This is a genomic window from Tsukamurella ocularis (assembly GCF_965138335.1).
Classification (GTDB): domain Bacteria; phylum Actinomycetota; class Actinomycetes; order Mycobacteriales; family Mycobacteriaceae; genus Tsukamurella; species Tsukamurella ocularis_A.
The window spans coordinates 128,400-145,522 of sequence record NZ_CBCSDV010000004.1 but is presented as its reverse complement, the minus strand read 5'-3'; the positions used below and the strand labels follow the sequence as shown (position 1 = coordinate 145,522).

Below are 17,123 nucleotides of genomic sequence, written 5' to 3'. Positions count from 1 at the left end.
ATGCGGGCATGACCGAGTACCGGATCGACGACCTGGCCCGGGTGTCCGGGACGACGACCCGCAACATCCGGGGCTACCAGGAGCGGGGGCTGTTGCCCCAGCCGCTGCGCCGGGGCCGGGTCGCGATCTACACCGAGAAGCACCTGCGGAACCTGCTGGCCATCAACAAGCTGCTCAGCAACGGCTTCAACCTGGGGCACATCGCGACCTTCCTCACCAACCCCGGCGCCCGGATCGGCGACGCGCTGGACCTGACGGAGATCCTCGACGAGCCCTGGGCGTCCGGCAAGGGCCCCGTCCTCGATCGCGGCGACCTCGAGGCCCGGCTCGGGCCGCTCGACGACGCCGCGCTGGCCTCGCTGATCGACGCGGGCGTGGTCAGCGCGACCGACGAGCCGGGCCGCTACGAGGCCGCGGACCGGCACATCATCGGCAACCTCGCACGGCTGGTCGGCAGGGGCATGGATCTCGCGGTGCTCGTCGATGTGCACCGGCGGTTCGCGGCGACCATGACCGCGGCGGCCGAGATCTACATGACCGCCGCGCACGACGAGGTGGACCGCCGGCGTGGGCCGGGCTGGTTGCCCTCGACGGACGAGGACGTCGCGTGGGCCGTCGACCTGTTCGGCGCGATGCGCCGTGCGGGCACCGAGAACGCGCACGCCGCCCTCGACCGGGCGCTGGACGCGGCCCTCGACCGGGAGCTGCGGGCGCACAAGGTCGCCGCGGGCAACCGGGCCGACGCCGATACCGCGGCCGACGCTCCCTAGCCCGCGATCCGCGCCTCGCCGCCCGGTGTAACGTCGGGATCATGGGACGGATCACGGTGCGGCGGGCGGTGGAGAAGGTCACCGTCGGAAGCGATCCCGTGCGGCGGATCGACTCCCTCGCCGCCGAGGAACCGCTCGAGATCCGGGTCGCCGGCGCACCGCTCGCCGTGACCATGCGCACCCCCGGGCACGACGTCGAACTGGCCGCCGGCTTCCTCGTCTCCGAGGGCGTCCTCGCCGCCGCCGAGGAGTTCCGCTCGGCGATCCACTGCGGCGGGCCCGGCACCGGCGGGGAGACCAACGAGTACAACGTGCTCGACGTGACGCTCGCGCCGGGCGCCCGACCGCCCGGGCCCGACGCGGCCCGGAACTTCTACACCACCAGCTCGTGCGGGCTGTGCGGCAAGGCGAGTATCGACGCGGTGCGCACCGTCTCCCGGTTCGACGTGCGGGAGGACCCGCTCGTCGTCGCGCCCGAACGGGTGGTCGTGCTCCCGGACCGGCTGCGCGCCGGGCAGGCCGTCTTCGAGAAGACGGGCGGCCTCCACGCGGCCGCGCTGTTCGACGGTGCCTCCGGCGACCTGCTCGTGCTGCGCGAGGACGTCGGACGGCACAACGCCGTCGACAAGGTGATCGGCTGGTCCCTCCTGCAGGGACGGCTGCCGCTGCGCGGCGTCGTGCTCCAGGTCTCCGGCCGCGCCAGCTTCGAGCTGGTCCAGAAGGCCGTGATGGCCGGGATCCCCGTTCTCTCCGCGGTGTCGGCACCGTCGTCCCTCGCGGCCGAACTCGCCGACGAGGCGGGCCTGACCCTCCTCGGCTTCGTCCGCGGCGATCACTTCAACGTCTACACCGCGGCCCATCGGGTGGGCTGAGGCCGCCGCGGACGGCCGCTCAGACCCGCCATTCGATCCGGTCCACCTGCTCCGGCGGCCACGGCGCGGGCGGGGAGAAGGGCTCGCCGGGGAGCGCCACGACGGAGACGGCCGACGCGGGCTTGCGCGCGGGCGCGCCGTCCTCGTCGAGGAGGTAGAGCCACTGCCGGTAGCCGGCGTCGTCGCGCTCGAACCGCACCTGCACGCTGGATCCCAGCGGGATCGGCGCGAGGTACTCGATGACGGCGCGGTGCGGCGCGGCGAGCAGCGGATCGCCGTTCAGATCGTCCTCGACGAGCTGCAGGTACGCGGCGTTGTTGAGGTGCTGGTACGGATCGAAGTCGGTGGCGCGGAGCTTCACCGTGTAGTCGCTCGCCGAGGGCGCGGGCGGTGCGGCGGTGTTGAGCGCCTTCCAGCGCAGCCGCGTCTCGGTGACGTACTGCTGCAGGTACTCCATGCCTCCGTCGCTGATGTGCGTGGGCATTCCGGACTCGGCGCTGAACCGGATCCAGAAGGCCTCGGTCTCGACGTGCCCGCCGGCGCTCCCGCGCAGCGTGATCCGCATGTTGCACCAGCGGGAGCTGGTGGATTCACACCACCGCAGCAGGGTCACGTCGGAGGGCCAGTGCAGCGGCTCGTGCACGTCGATGATGCTGCGGCGCACCAGCCAGTACGGGTCGGTGGCGTCGAATCCGCGGTGGAACATCTCGTCGTTCGCCATGTCCTGCAGGTAGCGCGCGATCCCGTCGAGCCGGACGCGTCGGTCGGGATCGACGTCGCCCGTGCGGACGGGCCAGCTCCTCTCGAACGAGGGACCGGGTGGCGCTGCCTGCAGGAACTCGTAATCACTCACATGGCGAGCCTAACGAGGGTGGCGATCAGTCGCGGCTGAACTTCGCCTTGAGCGCGTTGATCCGGTCCTCGTTCTTGTCGTGACGCTCCTGCTTCTTCTGCTCGTGCGCCGCCTTGCGGGCGGCCTTCGCGGCGGCGTCCGCGGCGTCCTGCTGCGCCTCGAGCTCGCTGATCACCTCGTCGAGCGGGCGCCGCACGATGCGGCCGCCGGCCCGGGCCACCTGCGCGTCGAGCGCATCGGTGGTGGGCTCCTCGGTCTGCACGATGATCGCGTTGTTGCCGGGCGGCAGCTGCTGCGCGAAGAGCGAGATCACATCGTCGGCGTCGTCGAGGTTGCTCGCGTCCACCAGCGCGCCGGTCGCCGTGCCCACCGACAGGCCGAGAAGCAGGCCCACCGGGCCGCCGAGCACACCCACGAGCATGCCGATGAGCGAACCGCTGAGGGTGCCGGTGCCCGTCGTGCCGTCCGTGGTCTCCGGGATCGCGAAGGTGCCGTCGGCGTTGCGCTCGACTATCGCCGACGAGACGACGCCGTAGGTGTCGGCCGTGTTCTTGAGCTCCGAGTACTCCTCGTACGTGGCGGCGCGGGTGGGTAGGGAGATGACGGCGACGTATTCGCTCATGGCAGGTCCTTGTCTCGGTGAGTGATTCGATCGGATGGTGCCACTGCAAAGCGTACGCCGTCATCGCGAAGAGGCGGTGTCATCGCGGGAACGGCCACCGCTCCCGGTGCCCGGCATGACAGGGTGTGGGCATGGCTGAGGTGACGATCGTCGGTGCCGGTGTGATCGGGCTGTCGTGCGCGGTGCGCCTTCTCGAGGCGGGGCACCGGGTGCGGGTCCACGGGCGGAGCCTGACGCCCGAGGTCACCTCCGCGGTGGCCGCCGCCGTCTGGTACCCGTATCTCGCCGAACCGCGCGACCGGGTGACCGGCTGGTCCGCCGCGACGCTCACCGAGTTCACCGCCCTCGCCGCGCGGGGCGTCGACGGCGTCGTCATGACGCCCGGCACGGAGCTGTTCCGCGAGTCCGTGGCGGAACCCTGGTGGACGTCCGCGGTGCCGTCCGTGGAGCGGGTCGAGGCGCCGAGGCCCGGCTACGCCGAGGGGTGGAGCTTCGTCTCTCCCGTCATCGAGATGCCCGTCTACCTGCCGTGGCTCGCGGCCCGCGTGCGCGAGCTGGGCGGCGTCGTCGAACAGCGGGACGTCGCTGCACTCTCCGAACTCGACGGCACCGTCGTCAACGCGACCGGCCTCGGCGCGCGCGAGCTCGTCGGCGACGCCACCATGGAACCCGTTCGCGGGCAGGTGGTCTACCTCGAGCAGGTGGGGGTCAACCGGTGGTGGATCGACGATTCCGCCCTCGACCTCGGCGTGACGACCTACGTCGTGCCGCGCTCGCGGGACGTCGTGGTCGGCGGCACCGAGGACCACGGGGCGGAGGACCTGACCGTCGACCCGGCCACCGCGGACGCCATCGTCGCGCGCGCCCGTGCCCTCGTCCCCGAACTCGCGGACGCGCGGGTGCTCGGGCACAACATCGGGCTACGGCCCTCCCGCCCGACGGTCCGCCTCGAGCGCGAGGGCGAGGTCGTCCACTGCTACGGCCACGGCGGCGCCGGGGTCACGCTGAGCTGGGGTTGCGCGGACGAGGTCGCCACCCTGATCGGCTGACGCCCGAACCCCCGAGCGCGCCGGCGGATCGTGGTTAAGGTGCACAGCGTGAGTACTGCGACGCTGTTCATCTTCCCGCACGCCGGCGGGGCGCCCTCGTACTACGCGCCGTTCGCGCAGCGGTTCTCGCCGGCGATCCGGCGGATCGCGGTCCCGTACCCGGGGCGTGGTGGCACGCATGACGTCTCCAGTCTGGACGGGATCGAGCAGCTCGTGGATCGCCTGTGGCGCAAGCTCTCCCCGGAGACGGTGGGCGACGGCCCGATCGCGTTCTTCGGGCACAGCATGGGAGCGCTCGTGGCGTTCGAGACGGCGCGCCGGTTCGCCGCACAGGGCCGCGCGGTGGACGCCCTGTTCGTCTCCGCGTGCGCCGCGCCGGGGCACAGCGGGTTCGACGACATCGGCGGGACGGACGATGCGCTGCTCGCCGCGGCCGCATCCATGACGGGGATCGATCCGCGGCTCCTGGCGCACGAGGAGTTCGCGCCCCGGATCCTGCCCACGCTGCGCGGCTTCCAGGCGATCACGCGCTACCGAGCCCCCGCGGAAGCGGTGCTGGAGTGCCCGATCCACGCCTACGCTGGAACGAATGATGAAATCGCGACCGTGGAGAGTATGCGTCACTGGGTAGATCGGACTTCACGGACGTTCGACCTGACCACGTTCGAGGGGCACCACTTCTACCTGGAGGAGTGCGCCGCGGACCTGGCCGCGGACATCGAGGAACGATTCCCTGCCGCCCGGTGAATCCGCAACGCCGCTCGATGAACCCGCAACGTCCCTGGTGGTTAATGCAGCGTTGATTGTGCTGTCCTGAGACGGTTTTGATCGTCCGCACGTCAGCCGTGCTTTCGGCGGGGCCGCCCTTGTCGATCGTGCGAACGCCGGACGGGTGTGATTCATTCGTGCCATACTTCGCGCAGTTGCAAACAACTGGGAACTGACGTACCTGTTGGGGGCGTCGTCCCGACGGGGCGGCGCAGGAACGCCCCGATGTCGTCGGCACGGAAGGTGTGGTGCAAGTGTCTATCGCCCCTGAGGATGAGCTGATCCCCGTTGCGCTGGAGCGTCGGTCGAGGACGCAGGCCGATGAGCCCGCGTTCACCTTCGTCGATTACGACGTCGACCCGGACGGCTTCTTCGAGACGCTGACCTGGTCGGAGCTCCATCACCGGGTCCGAGTCGTGGCCGCGGAGCTGCTGCGTCACGGCGTCGCGGGCGACCGGGTCGCCCTCCTGGCGCCGCAGTCGATGGACTACATCGTCGGCTTCCTCGGCGCGCTCGAGGCCGGACTGATCGCCGTGCCCCTGTCGGTGCCGATCTTCGGTGTGCACGACGAACGCGCGTCGAAGGTGCTGGAGAACTGCGAACCGGTGGCGGTGCTCACCACCACGGCGGCGATCGACGCCGTCCTCCCCTCGGTCAACGCCGCTGCGGGCCCGGCGATCACGATGATCGAGCTCGACGCACTCGACTACGACGGCCCTGCCGGCTCGTACCGCAGCGAGCACTCGGGTGCGCGGCCCGCGCTGCTGCAGTACACCTCGGGATCGACCGGCACGCCCTCGGGCGTCATGGTCACCCACCGGAACGTGGCGCTCAACATCAATCAGATCGTGGCCGACCAGTTCGCCGACAACGGCGGCCGCCCCACCGAGGAGACGACCCTCGTCTCCTGGCTCCCGTTCTTCCACGACCTCGGCTTGATGCTGGGGATCATGGCGCCGGTGGGGACCGGCCGCCACGCGGTGGTCACCAGCCCGGTGTCGTTCCTGCAGAAGCCCTCTCGTTGGATCCGACTCCTGGCCATGTACCCGGATGCGCATTCGGCGGCGCCCAACTTCGCCTTCGATCTCGCAGCGCGGCGCACCCGCGACGAGGACCTCGAAGGGCTCTCGCTCGCACGTGTGCACGGCGTCATGAACGCCGCCGAGCGCGTGCAGGCCGGCACCGTGCGCCGGTTCAACGAACGGTTCTCCCCGTTCGGGTTGCGGGACGGTGTGCAGCTGCCCGCGTACGGTCTGGCCGAGGCCACGCTCTACGTCTCCTCGCTGGAGCCCGGACGCGAACTGCCCATCGTGGCCTTCGATCTGGAGAAGCTCGCGGCGGGCTACGCGCTCCGCGTCGAGGCGGGGGTGGACGGCGACGACGCCTCCGTGCAGGTGGGCCTCGGCGGCCCGCGCAGCACGGTGTTCCGGATCGTCGATCCCGACACGTGCGAGGAGAGCCCGGACGGCCGGGTAGGAGAGATCTGGGCGTACGGCGAGAACCTGGCTGCGGGCTACTGGCGCGATCCGGTGCGCACCGAGCAGGTCTTCAACGGCCGCCTGAACACACCGTCCGAGGGCGTCCCGGAGGGACCGTGGATGCGCACGGGCGATCTGGGGGTGATGTTCGAGGGCGATCTGTTCATCGTCGGACGGATCAAGGACCTCATCATCATCGACGGTCGCAACCACTACCCGGACGACATCGAGGCCACCGTCACCGCCCACACGGGCGCGCGGACCGCCGCGCTCGCCGTCGCGGGCGAGGGGACCGAGGGCCTGGTCGTGGTCGCCGAACTGCGCCGCCTTCCTGCCGATCCCGCCGAGATCGCGGAACTGGTGCGGGACGTGCGCAGCCGGGTGACCACCGCGATCGCGCAGAAGCACGCCCTGCGGGTCGCGGATGTCGCGCTGGTGCCGCAGGGTGCCATTCCCATCACCACGAGCGGCAAGACCCGTCGCCGGCAGACCGCCGATCTGTATCGGTCCGGGGCGCTGCAGAGGCTGGGCGAGGCCTGATCATGGCCGGTCCTGACGAGGCCGCCCTCCGAGCGTGGTTGACCGACCACCTCGTCGACGTCGTCGGCTGCACCCCGGATCAGGTGGATCCGGATGCACCCGTGCGCGACCTCGGGCTCGGGTCGACGCACGCGGTGGTACTGGCCGGTGAGCTGAGTGAGCTGCTCGGCCGAGCCGTCCCCGTCGAGGAACTGTTCGAGCACCCGTCCGTGAACTCCCTCGCGGCCGCACTCGCGGGCGCGGGGGCGGGGGACGTCGCACGGACACCGGCGCGGAACCAGCGCGCGACCGACGACGCGGTCGCCGTGATCGGCATGGGATGCCGGTTCCCGGCGGGCATCCGCGGACCGGAGGACTACTGGGCGTTCCTGGAATCGGGACGGTGCGCCGTCGGCGAGGTCCCCGACGGCAGGTGGGACGGCTTCGTCGGCGACGCACCGGAGAACATGGAGGCCGCGCGTACCACCACGCGGTGGGGTGCCTACCTCGACGACATCGAGGCCTTCGACGCCGAGCACTTCGGCGTCTCGCCCAACGAGGCCGAGAAGATGGATCCCCAGCAGCGACTGCTGCTGGAGGTCGCCCACGAGGCGCTCGAACACGCGGGGATACCGGTGGATTCGCTCGCCCGGTCCGCCACCGGCGTCTTCGCGGGCGCCTGTGCCGCCGAGTACGGGTACCTGGTGGGCGGCGATCTCGGTGCGGTGGACGGGTGGTCCGGAACCGGCAGCGCGCTCAGCGTCATCGCCAACCGCGTCTCCTACGCCTTCGACCTGCGCGGACCCTCCGTCACGATCGACACGGCGTGCTCCTCGTCCCTGGTGTCGATCCACCTCGCCTGCCGCAGCCTGCGTTCGGGCGAAACGGATCTCGCCGTCGCCGCGGGGGTCAACACCATGCTCTCGCCCGCCGTGACCCGCAGCTTCGACCAGCTCGGGGCCATGTCGCCGACGGGCCGGTGCCACTCCTTCGACGCCGCGGCGGACGGCTACGTCCGCGGCGAGGGCTGCGGCGTGGTCGTGCTCAAGCGGCTCACGGACGCCCAGCGCGACGGTGACCGCGTGCTGGCCGTGGTGCGCGGCTCGGCGGTCAACCAGGACGGTCGCTCGAACGGGCTCACGGCGCCCAATCCCGCGGCGCAGAGCGCCGTACTCCGCGCCGCGTACGCCGACGCGGGCATCGCTCCGGCCGAGGTCGACTACGTCGAGACGCACGGGACCGGAACGCTGCTCGGTGATCCGATCGAGGCCAGGGCGCTCGGCGGGGTGCTCGGTCGCGGCCGAGCGGCGCAGGCGCCGCTGCTCCTCGGCGCCGTCAAGGCCAACATCGGCCACCTCGAGGCCGCGGCGGGCGTCGCGGGCTTCATCAAGACCGTTCTCGCCCTGCGGACCGGGCGCATACCGGGCACCGTCGGGTACACCACCCCCAACCCGCACATCCCCTTCGACGCGCACCGGTTGCGGGTCGTCGCCGAGGGCACCGCGTGGCCGGCCGTCGACCGGCCGCGCCGGGCCGGCGTCTCGTCCTTCGGCTTCGGCGGTACCAACGCCCACGTCGTCCTCGAGCAGGCGCCCGCGGCCGCAGCACCTGCCGCGGCGCCCGGCACCGGGCCGTTCCGGCTGGAGGTCTCGGCCGGATCGCCCAGCCGTGTCGCGGGATTCGCCGGCGTCCTCGCGGACTGGCTCGACGATGCCGGCCGCGGAGTCGATCTGGCCGATGCCGCCGCAGCGCTGGCGCACCGCCGCGCGCGCGGACGCTGCACGGGTGCCGTCGTGGCCGCCGACCGAGACGCCGCGACCGCCGGTCTGCGTGCCCTCGCCGGTGGGGCGGCGGGCGCCGCGGGCGTGGTCCCGCCCCGCGAGGCCGCGCCGCGCTCCGGGGTGGTCTTCGTCTTCTCGGGACAGGGCTCGCAGTGGGCGGGGATGGGGCGCCGCCTCCTCGACGAGGAACCGGCCTTCGCGGCCGCGGTGGCGGAGCTGGACCCGGTCTTCACCGCGCACGCGGGCTACTCCCTGCTCGAAGCGCTGCGCTCGGGCGAGCCCGTGACGGGCATCGATCGGATCCAGCCGTTGCTGGTCGGCGTGCAGCTCGCGCTGGTGGCGCTGTGGCGCGCGTACGGCGTGGTGCCCGCCGCGGTGATCGGGCACTCGATGGGCGAGGTCACCGCCGCGGTCGTCGCGGGCGGGTTGACCGTGGACGACGGCTTCCGCGTGATCTGCACCCGGTCCCGCCTCATGCGCCGGGAGCTCTCCGGCCGCGGCGCCATGGCGCTGATCGAGATGGATGCGGCGGCCGCCCACGAGGTCGCGGCCGGCTTCGAGGGGGTGACGGTGGCGGTGCTCTCCTCGCCGCGGCAGACCGTCGTCGCGGGGGAGCCGCACCGGATCGACGCGCTGATCGACGCGGTCGCGGCGCGCGGCCGGCTGGCGCGCCGGGTCGAGGTCGACGTGGCCTCGCACCACGCCACGGTCGATCCGATCCTGGACGAGTTGCGCACGGAACTCGCGGGTCTGAGTCCGCGGACCCCCACGATCCCGGTCCTGTCGACGGTGCGCGCCGGCGTCGAGTCCCCGGTCTTCGACGCGGACTACTGGTGCGCGAACCTGCGGTCGCCCGTCCGGTTCGCGGACGCGGTGAACGCCGCGGATGAGCGCTGGGGCACCTTCGTCGAGGTCTCGCCGCACCCGATCCTCACCCACGCCGTCGCGGAGTCCCTCAGTGACTCCGGCCACCGCGTCACCGGCACCCTGGTGCGGAACGGCGACGAGCGGATCGAATTCCACACGGCCCTGGCCGTCGTCGGCCGGCCCGTCGCCCTGGCGCGGGGCCCGCACGTCGACCTGCCCGCCACACCGTGGCGGCACACCCGCCACTGGGTGCGCCCGACGCGGCGGGCCGCGGGCCCCGGGCTGGTGCCGCGCCCGGGCACCGTGCTCGGCGGCCACGTCCCGATCGCCGGCGCCGGTGCCGAGCACCTGTGGCGCGCTCGGATCGCGCCCGGACTGCGCCCGTACCCCGGAGGGCATCGCATCCGCGAGGTCGAGCTGGTGCCCGTCTCCGTGCTCCTGCGGACCTTCGCGGCCGCGGCCGCCGACATCGGCGCCGAGGGCGTCGACCGACTCGCCTTCGAGCGCCCGCTGGTGCTCGACCGCGAACGCACGATCCAGGTCGTGGCCGACGACGGTGCGCTCGCCCTCTCCAGCGCGCCCGATGACGCCGGGCCCTGGACGCGGCACGCGACCGCGCGGCTCGCCGTGGGGTCGGCGCCCGCACCGCTCGCCGGGCCCGGGTCCGACGGCGTCGAGCAGGCGCCGCCCGCGGGACCGCCGGCGGCGTGGGGCGTGAGCGGCACCCCCTACCCGTGGGCCGTCGCGGCCGTCCGCGCCCGTGAGGACGCGGCCGCCATCACGGTCTCCGCCCCGACCGCGCCGCTCACCGCGCTGCTCGACGCCGCGGTCTCCGCCGCGCGGATGATCGCCCTGGAGGATCCGCGCCTGCTGGTACCCGCCACCGTCCGGTCGATGCACGTGCTCGGCGAACCCGAGGAGGGCCCGGCGACGGTGGTGGTCCGGCCGTCGCGGCCCGGGCAGTCGCTGCGCGGCGCGGACTTCCTGCTCGGCGGCGTCGACATCGACGTGAACGCGGCCGACGGGCGCCCGCTCGCCGCGCTGCGGGGGCTGCGGTTCGCCGCCCTCGACGAGGGTGCGCAGGAACCCGATGCGCTGCCCGCGGAGATCGTGCACACCCTGCAGTGGACGCCGTGGGAGGCCGGGGCCGAGGCCGACCCGGTCGCGGGTGTCGCGGTGCTCGGCTCCGACGACGTCGCGGCCGCGCTGACCGCGTCCGGCCCGCGCGCCGCCGCCCCGACCGATGCGGATCGCGTCGTGTACGTGGCCCGGCCGCGCGCGGGGGAGACCGATCTCGAGGCCGCGCACCGCTACACCGAGGACGTGCTGCGCCTGGTGCGGGAGCTGGTCTCCGCGGACGGAGGCGGTCGGCTCTGGCTGATCACCGAGGGCGCGGCGGACGGCAGCACCCCGGACGCGGCCGCGCAGGCGGTGCTGTGGGGCCTCGCCGGCGTCGTCGCCGCCGAACATCCGCAGTCGTGGGGCGGTCTCCTCGACCGTGCACCGGGCGGTGTCGACGCGGGTTCCGCCCGCACGATCGTCGCGGCGCTCGGCGCCCGGGGGCTGCGGAATCCGTTGCGGCTCCGGGACGGGCGGATCACGTCGGGAGTGCCCACGCCGTTCGAGGCGGCGGGCACCGGCTACCCGCTGCGCTGCCGCCCGGACGCCGCCTACCTGGTGACCGGCGGCATGGGCGGGCTGGGCCCGGCGATCGCCGGCTGGCTCGCGGATCGCGGCGCCCGCCGCATCGTGCTCGCCGGACGCACCGCCCTGCCCCGGCGCGACGAGTGGGCCGACGCCGAGGACGCCGAGACCCGGCGCCGCATCGACGCGGTGATCGCGCTCGAGCGTCGCGGCATCGCCGTCGAGGCGGTCCGGCTCGACGTGGCCGAGCCCGGCGCCCTGGTGGACTACCTCGATGCCCGCGACCGGACGGGCGCCCCGCCGATCCGCGGCGTCGTGCACGCGGCCGGCGTGCAGTCCGCCACCCTGCTCACCGACCTGCAACCGGATGCGGTGCGGGCGGTGCTCGCGCCCAAGGTCGCCGGGGCCCGCGCCATCGCCGACGCCTTCCCGCCGGGCAGCGTCGACTTCCTGCACCTCGTCGGCTCGGCCGGCGCCGTCTTCGGCGTTCCCGGGCAGGGCGCGTACGCGGCGGCGAACGCCTACCTCGACGGCCTCGCCCGGCGCCGGGCCCACGAGGGCGCCGACGACACCCTCGCGCTGGACTGGGTCGCGTGGGACGGCATGGGATTCGGCGCCGACGCCGTGGTGGTCCGGGACGAGCTGGCGAGGCTCGGCTCGCGCCCGATCCGGTCCGGAGAGGCCTTCGCAGCATGGGATCACGCGGCCGCGCACGGCCCGACCCAGGCGATCATGGTGCCGCGCCCCGCGGCCGAGAGCGCCGCCCCGGCCGCGGCCGCCGAACCCGGCTCCGACTGGTCCGCGATGGAGCCCGCGGACGCGTTGAGCCGCATCGAGGACGGGCTGCGCGGCATCGTCGCGCGCGAGCTGCGCCTCGACCCGGGCGAGCTGACCGCCGATCGTCCCTTCGCCGACATCGGGCTCAATTCCGTGATGGCCATGTCGATCCGACGCGATGCCGAGGAGCTGGTGGGCACGGAGCTGTCGGTCACGATGCTGTGGAACCACCCCACGCTGGGCTCGCTCGCCGGGCACCTCGCGGAACGGGTGGGCGTGCAGGTGGACGGGGCGCCGGCCGCGGGCCACGGCGCCGTCGAGGGCACGGAGGACGGCCTGTTGGAGAGCCTGTTCGACAGCGTGGAGGAGAACGCACTATGACGACGGTGCAACCGGACGCGGGGACGATCCGCTCCTGGATGGTCCAGCAGTTGGTCGATCGCTTCGGCGTCGACCGGTCCGCCCTCGGAACGGGAACGCCGCTCATCGATCTCGGTGTCGGCTCCAAGGACGCCATCGTCCTGGCGGGTGAGCTGGGTGAACTGGTGGGACGGCCGGTCTCCCCGGTCGAGCTGTTCGAGCATCCCACGATCGATCAGCTCGTCGCACACCTGACCGACGACGCGGCGCACCGGCCCGAGACCGACATCGAGGACCGCGCGCGGGGCCGCATCGACGAACCGATCGCGATCGTCGGCCTCGGTTGCCGGTTCCCCGGCGGCGCCGACGATCCGGACGCCCTGTGGGACCTGCTCTCCGGCGGCCGCAACGGTGTGCGCGAAGTGCCCGCCGACCGGTGGGCGCCGTGGGACGACGGCGGCGAGGAGCTCGGCGCCGTCCTCGCCGGCACCACGCGGTGGGCCGGCCTGCTCGACGACATCGCCGGCTTCGACGCGGAGTTCTTCGGCGTCCCGCCGCGCGAGGCGGCCGCCATGGACCCGCAGCAGCGGATCCTGCTCGAGGTGGCCTGGGAGGCGCTCGAACGCGCGGGCATTCCGCCGGAATCGCTGCGGCGCAGTCGCACCGGCGTCTTCGTCGGCGCGTGCCTGAGCGAGTACGGCGTCCTCTCCGCGGCCGACCTGACCGCGATCGACGCCTGGAGCAACACCGGCGGCGCGCTGAGCATCATCGCCAACCGGCTCTCCTACCTGCTCGACCTGCGCGGGCCCTCCCTCACCATCGACACCGCGTGCAGCTCCTCGCTGGTCGCGGTGCACCTCGCCACGCAATCGCTGCGACTGGGGGAGTCCGACACCGCGCTCGTCGGCGGGGTCAACCTGCTGCTCTCCCCGGCCGTCTTCCGCGGTTTCGACGCCTCCGGCGCGCTCTCGCCGACGGGGACGTGCCGCGCGTTCGACGCCGCGGCCGACGGCTTCGTCCGCGGCGAGGGCTGCGGCGTAGTGGTGCTCAAGCGGCTCTCCGACGCCCAGCGCGACGGCGACGACGTGCTCGCCGTGATCCGCGGCAGCGCCGTCAACCAGGACGGCCTCTCGAACGGGCTGTTCGCGCCCAACCCCGCCGCGCAGATGGCGGTCCTGCGCAGCGCGTACGCCGCGGCGGGCGTCTCGCCCCGCGACGTGGACTACGTGGAGGCGCACGGCACAGGCACCCCGCTGGGCGACCCGATCGAGGCCCGCGCGCTGGGCGGAGTCCTCGGCCGCGGCCGGCGGGCCGACGAGCCCCTCCTGATCGGCTCCGTCAAGGGGAACCTCGGCCACCTCGAGGGCGGCGCCGGCATCGCGGGCATGATCAAGACCGTTCTCGCCCTGCGGCATCGGCTGCTGCCCGCCACCCCGCACCACGCCGACCCGAACCCGCACATCCCGTTCGATCAGCTGCGGCTCGCCGTCGTGCAGGAGCAGCGGCCGTGGCCGGCCGTCGACCGGCCGCGCCGCGCCGGGATCTCCTCGTTCGGCTTCGGCGGCACCAACGCNCACGTCGTGCTCGAGNAGNCGCCCGCGCGCGCGGACGGCCCGCCGCCCCCGGCCGAGCCGGTGACCACCCTGACGCTCTCCGCCCCGTCCGCGCCCCGTCTCGCCGCGTGGGCGNAGCGCCTCGCCGACNGGNTCGACGGTGCCGGGGCNGGCTTCCCGCTGCCGGCCGCGGCGGCCGCCCTCGCGCTGCGGCGCCCCACCCACTCCGTCACGGCGAGCGTCGTCGCGCGCGACACCGCGGGCGCTGCGGCCGCGCTCCGGGCCCTGGCCGCGGGCGAGCAGCACACCGCACTGACCCCGGTGCGCTCCGACAACCCCGGCGGTGGCACCGTCTTCGTCTTCTCCGGACAGGGCGCGCAGTGGGCCGGGATGGGACGCGACCTGCTCGCGCAGGAGCCCGCCTTCGCCGCCGCCGTGGACCGGCTGGAGCCGGACTTCCAGGCGCAGGTCGGATTCTCGCTGCGCGACGCCCTCGCCGCCGGCCTGCCCTTCGAGGGCGACGAGCGGCTGCAACCCGCCCTGGTCGGGCTGCAGCTCGCGCTCACCGAAGCCTGGCGCGCGCACGGCGTCGAGCCCGACGCCGTCATCGGCCACTCGGTCGGCGAGGTGACGGCGGCCGTGGTCGCGGGCGCGCTGACGGTGGAGCAGGGCCTGCGCGTGGTCGCCGCGCGCGGCGCGCTGATGGCCGAGCGCGACGGGCAGGGGGCGGTCGCGATGCTCGGCGTCGGCGCGGAGGCCGCCGCCGAGCTCATCGCGCCGCACCCGGGTGTAGAGATCGCGGTCCTCGCCGCCGACGGCCAGACCGGCGTCGCCGGCCCGCCCGCGGCCGTGGACGCCGTCATCGAGGCGGCGACGGCGCACAACGTCTTCGCCCGCCGCGTGGATATGCGCGTCGCCTCGCACACGGCCCAGATGGACCCGATCCTCGGCCGGCTCACCGCCGCCCTCGCGGACCTGATCCCCGCGACCCCGTCGATCCCGTTCCACTCCACGGTGCGCGCGGGCGATGCCGCGCCCCACGTCGACGCCGACTACTGGGCGGACAACGTCCGCCGGCCCGTCGACCTGCGCGGCGCGGTCGCCGCCGTCGCGGGACACGGGACCGTGATCGAGATCAGCGCGCACCCGGTCCTCACGCACGCGCTCGCCGCGACCCTCCCCGGGGATGCCCTCGTGCTCGGCACGCTCGAGCGCGACGGTGACGACCTCGTCGCCTTCCGGCGCGCCGTGGCCGCCGTCCGCCCACCGCGGCCGGCGGCGGACGCCGGAGCGCGCGGCGCGGCGGGCAGGCTCCCCACCGCGCCGTGGCAGCACCGTCCGTACTGGCTGGCCGAGCGCTCCGGAGTGCGCCCCGGCGCCGCCGGCGCGCCCGCCGACCCCGGTGCCGGGGAGCCCGCGGACTGGCGCTACCGACTCGACTGGGTCGCGCAGGACGCCCCGCAGCAGGACGCGCCGTCCGGCGGGACCTGGGCCGTGATCGGTGACGGCGACGGTGCGCGGGACCTGGCCGCCGCGCTGGGCGAGGGCGCGACGCTGGTCTCCGCGGCCGAGTTCGCCACGCCCGATACGGTTCCCGCCCCGACGGCGCTGGCGGCGCTCACCGCGGCCGACCACGTCGTCCACGTGCCCGCGCCCGCCGCGGATCCGCTCGACCCGCGCGCCGGGTACGCGGTGTTCGCCACCGGACGCGCGCTAGTGACCGCCCTCGTCGCCCACGGCGGCGGCCGGCTGCACCTGGTGACCCGCAACGCGCAGCCGATCGACGTCGGCGACCGCGCCGATCCCGCGCACGCCGTGCTGTGGGGCCTGGGTCGCACGCTCGCCCTGGAACACCCGCAGCACTTCGGTGGGCTGCTCGACGTCGACGCCTCCGTCCCCGCGCCCGTGCTCGCGCGGTACCTGCGCGCGGAGATCGGGCAGGGCGGCGGGCCGGGTGCCGAGGACCAGGTCGTCCACCGCGGCGGAGTGCGGCACGTGCCGCGCCTGCGCCCGGCGCGCGGCGCGGCGGCGCCCGACGGGGACGTGCTCGACGCGGACGCCGCGCACCTGGTGATCGGCGCCACCGGCAACCTGGGGCCCACCGTGATCCGCGAGCTGGTCCGCGCCGGGGCGCGCACCGTCGTCGCGGTCGCGCGCACCCCCGGGGACCGGCTGCAACCGCTCGTACGGGAGCTGGCCGAGCGCGGCGCGACGCTGCACGTCGTGGCCGCCGACGCCGCCGACGAGGCATCCCTGGCCCCGCTCTTCCGCCGGTTCGGCGCGGACCTGCCGCGGCTGTCGACCGTCCACCTGGCGGCCTTCGGCGGCGGCCCGGTGACGCTCGCCCAGATGCGCGACGAGGACGTGACGGCGATGTTCCGCCCGAAGCTCGACGCGGTGGCGGCGCTGGACCGGCTCACGCGCACCGTCGACCTCGACGCCTTCGTCCTGTTCACCTCGATCTCGGGCCTGACCGGCTCGCGGTGGCTGGGCCACTACGCGGCGACCACCACCTACCTCGACGCCTTCGCCTTCGCCCGGCGCGCCGCGGGACTGCCCGCGACGGTGATCAACTGGGGACTGTGGCGTTCGCTGTACGAGACGCAGGACGCCGTGGTCCGCGAGACCACCGAGAGTTCCGGCCTGGTCCCCATGGAGGACGGGATCGCGATCCGCGCCCTTCCTCGCGCCCTCGCGCCCGGGGCCCCGGTGCGGTCGGTGGTGGTCGCCGCCGACTGGCCGACGCTGGCCGCGGCGTACCGGGTGCGGGCGGCGCTGCGCATCGTCGACGACCTGGACGCGCACGCCGGGGGCGGCACGACCGACGCCGCCACGGAGCTGCGGACCGCCCTGCGGGCCGCGCCGCTCGATCAGCGCGAGACCCTCCTCGGCGACGCCGTCGCCGAGATCGTGGCCGCGGCACTGGGACTCGAATCCGCGGCGGTGCTCGACCGGGGCGCGGGCTTCTTCCAGGCCGGCATGGATTCGCTCACCGTGGTCACCGTGGCGCGCACGCTCGCCCAGGCCGTCGGCGAGGACCTGCCGACCTCGGTGGTCTTCGACTACCCGAGCGCCGACGGCCTCACCGCCCATCTGTCCGCCATCCTGCCCGAGCTCATCGAGGCCCGTGCGGTCGACGCCGCCACCGACGACTACGACGACTTCAGTGAGGACGAGTTGCTCGCGCAGCTCGCGGAAAGGCTGGGCTGA

The 17,123-nt window shown here is 74.1% G+C and carries 9 protein-coding genes and 4 pseudogenes; 11 read left to right on the top strand and 2 right to left on the bottom strand.

Going from position 1 to position 17,123, the window contains the following annotated elements; translation table 11 throughout:
* Positions 1-8: 8 nt before the first annotated feature.
* Together ACNAYW_RS06160 and fdhD are read left to right on the top strand one after the other, a co-directional pair.
* Positions 9-770: a MerR family transcriptional regulator gene (locus ACNAYW_RS06160; RefSeq protein ID WP_415848839.1), complete on the top strand. Its 762-nt coding sequence runs from the start codon at positions 9-11 to the stop codon at positions 768-770.
* Positions 771-811: 41 nt separating this feature from the next.
* Positions 812-1,642: a formate dehydrogenase accessory sulfurtransferase FdhD gene (gene fdhD, locus ACNAYW_RS06155; RefSeq protein ID WP_415848838.1), complete on the top strand. Its 831-nt coding sequence runs from the start codon at positions 812-814 to the stop codon at positions 1,640-1,642.
* 19 nt (positions 1,643-1,661) lie between these two features.
* On the opposite strand, the gene ACNAYW_RS06150 is transcribed toward fdhD, so the two are convergent.
* Both ACNAYW_RS06150 and ACNAYW_RS06145 read right to left on the bottom strand, forming a co-directional pair.
* Positions 1,662-2,495 carry an acyl-[acyl-carrier-protein] thioesterase gene (locus ACNAYW_RS06150; protein ID WP_415848837.1) on the bottom strand — a complete coding sequence of 278 codons (834 nt, stop codon included), beginning with the start codon at positions 2,493-2,495 and terminating at the stop codon, positions 1,662-1,664.
* Positions 2,496-2,520: 25 nt separating this feature from the next.
* Positions 2,521-3,117 (bottom strand): DUF1269 domain-containing protein, encoded by a 597-nt coding sequence (locus tag ACNAYW_RS06145; protein ID WP_415848836.1) that lies wholly within the window; start codon positions 3,115-3,117, stop codon positions 2,521-2,523.
* A 131-nt stretch (positions 3,118-3,248) separates the two neighbouring features.
* Between ACNAYW_RS06145 and ACNAYW_RS06140 the strand changes: the two genes are divergently transcribed.
* The 9 genes and pseudogenes from ACNAYW_RS06140 (at position 3,249) to ACNAYW_RS06100 (ending at position 17,123) form a co-directional block, all read left to right on the top strand.
* Entirely contained in the window at positions 3,249-4,166 is a 918-nt protein-coding gene (locus tag ACNAYW_RS06140) for an FAD-dependent oxidoreductase (RefSeq protein ID WP_415848835.1), read from the top strand.
* A gap of 48 nt (positions 4,167-4,214) precedes the next feature.
* Entirely contained in the window at positions 4,215-4,913 is a 699-nt protein-coding gene (locus ACNAYW_RS06135) for a thioesterase II family protein (RefSeq protein ID WP_415848834.1), read from the top strand.
* Between the two features lie 281 nt (positions 4,914-5,194).
* Entirely contained in the window at positions 5,195-6,952 is a 1,758-nt protein-coding gene (locus ACNAYW_RS06130) for an AMP-binding protein (RefSeq protein WP_415848918.1), read from the top strand.
* A gap of 2 nt (positions 6,953-6,954) precedes the next feature.
* Positions 6,955-12,381: a beta-ketoacyl synthase N-terminal-like domain-containing protein gene (locus tag ACNAYW_RS06125; RefSeq protein WP_415848833.1), complete on the top strand. Its 5,427-nt coding sequence runs from the start codon at positions 6,955-6,957 to the stop codon at positions 12,379-12,381.
* Positions 12,378-13,933: pseudogene (locus ACNAYW_RS06120) on the top strand (beta-ketoacyl synthase N-terminal-like domain-containing protein); the annotation flags it as partial. The gene ACNAYW_RS06125 and the pseudogene ACNAYW_RS06120, both read left to right, overlap by 4 nt.
* 20 nt (positions 13,934-13,953) lie before the next feature.
* Positions 13,954-14,048: pseudogene (locus tag ACNAYW_RS06115) on the top strand (hypothetical protein); the annotation flags it as partial.
* Positions 14,049-14,234: 186 nt separating this feature from the next.
* Positions 14,235-15,155, top strand: a pseudogene (locus tag ACNAYW_RS06110) (acyltransferase domain-containing protein); the annotation flags it as partial.
* 6 nt (positions 15,156-15,161) lie between these two features.
* A pseudogene (locus ACNAYW_RS06105) lies at positions 15,162-16,490 on the top strand (SDR family NAD(P)-dependent oxidoreductase); the annotation flags it as partial.
* A 75-nt stretch (positions 16,491-16,565) separates the two neighbouring features.
* Complete coding sequence (locus ACNAYW_RS06100) at positions 16,566-17,123, top strand: acyl carrier protein (protein ID WP_415848917.1); 558 nt, start codon at positions 16,566-16,568, stop codon at positions 17,121-17,123.

What these genes read in the sequence shown, in the direction of transcription:
- ACNAYW_RS06125 (WP_415848833.1), top strand. Translation starts at nt 6,955, where the DNA reads ATGGCCGGTCCTGACGAGGCCGCCCTCCGAGCGTGGTTGACCGACCAC.
- fdhD (WP_415848838.1), top strand. Translation starts at nt 812, where the DNA reads ATGGGACGGATCACGGTGCGGCGGGCGGTGGAGAAGGTCACCGTCGGA.
- ACNAYW_RS06140 (WP_415848835.1), top strand. Translation starts at nt 3,249, where the DNA reads ATGGCTGAGGTGACGATCGTCGGTGCCGGTGTGATCGGGCTGTCGTGC.
- ACNAYW_RS06160 (WP_415848839.1), top strand. Translation starts at nt 9, where the DNA reads ATGACCGAGTACCGGATCGACGACCTGGCCCGGGTGTCCGGGACGACG.
- ACNAYW_RS06100 (WP_415848917.1), top strand. Translation starts at nt 16,566, where the DNA reads ATGGAGGACGGGATCGCGATCCGCGCCCTTCCTCGCGCCCTCGCGCCC.
- ACNAYW_RS06145 (WP_415848836.1), bottom strand. Translation starts at nt 3,117, where the DNA reads ATGAGCGAATACGTCGCCGTCATCTCCCTACCCACCCGCGCCGCCACG.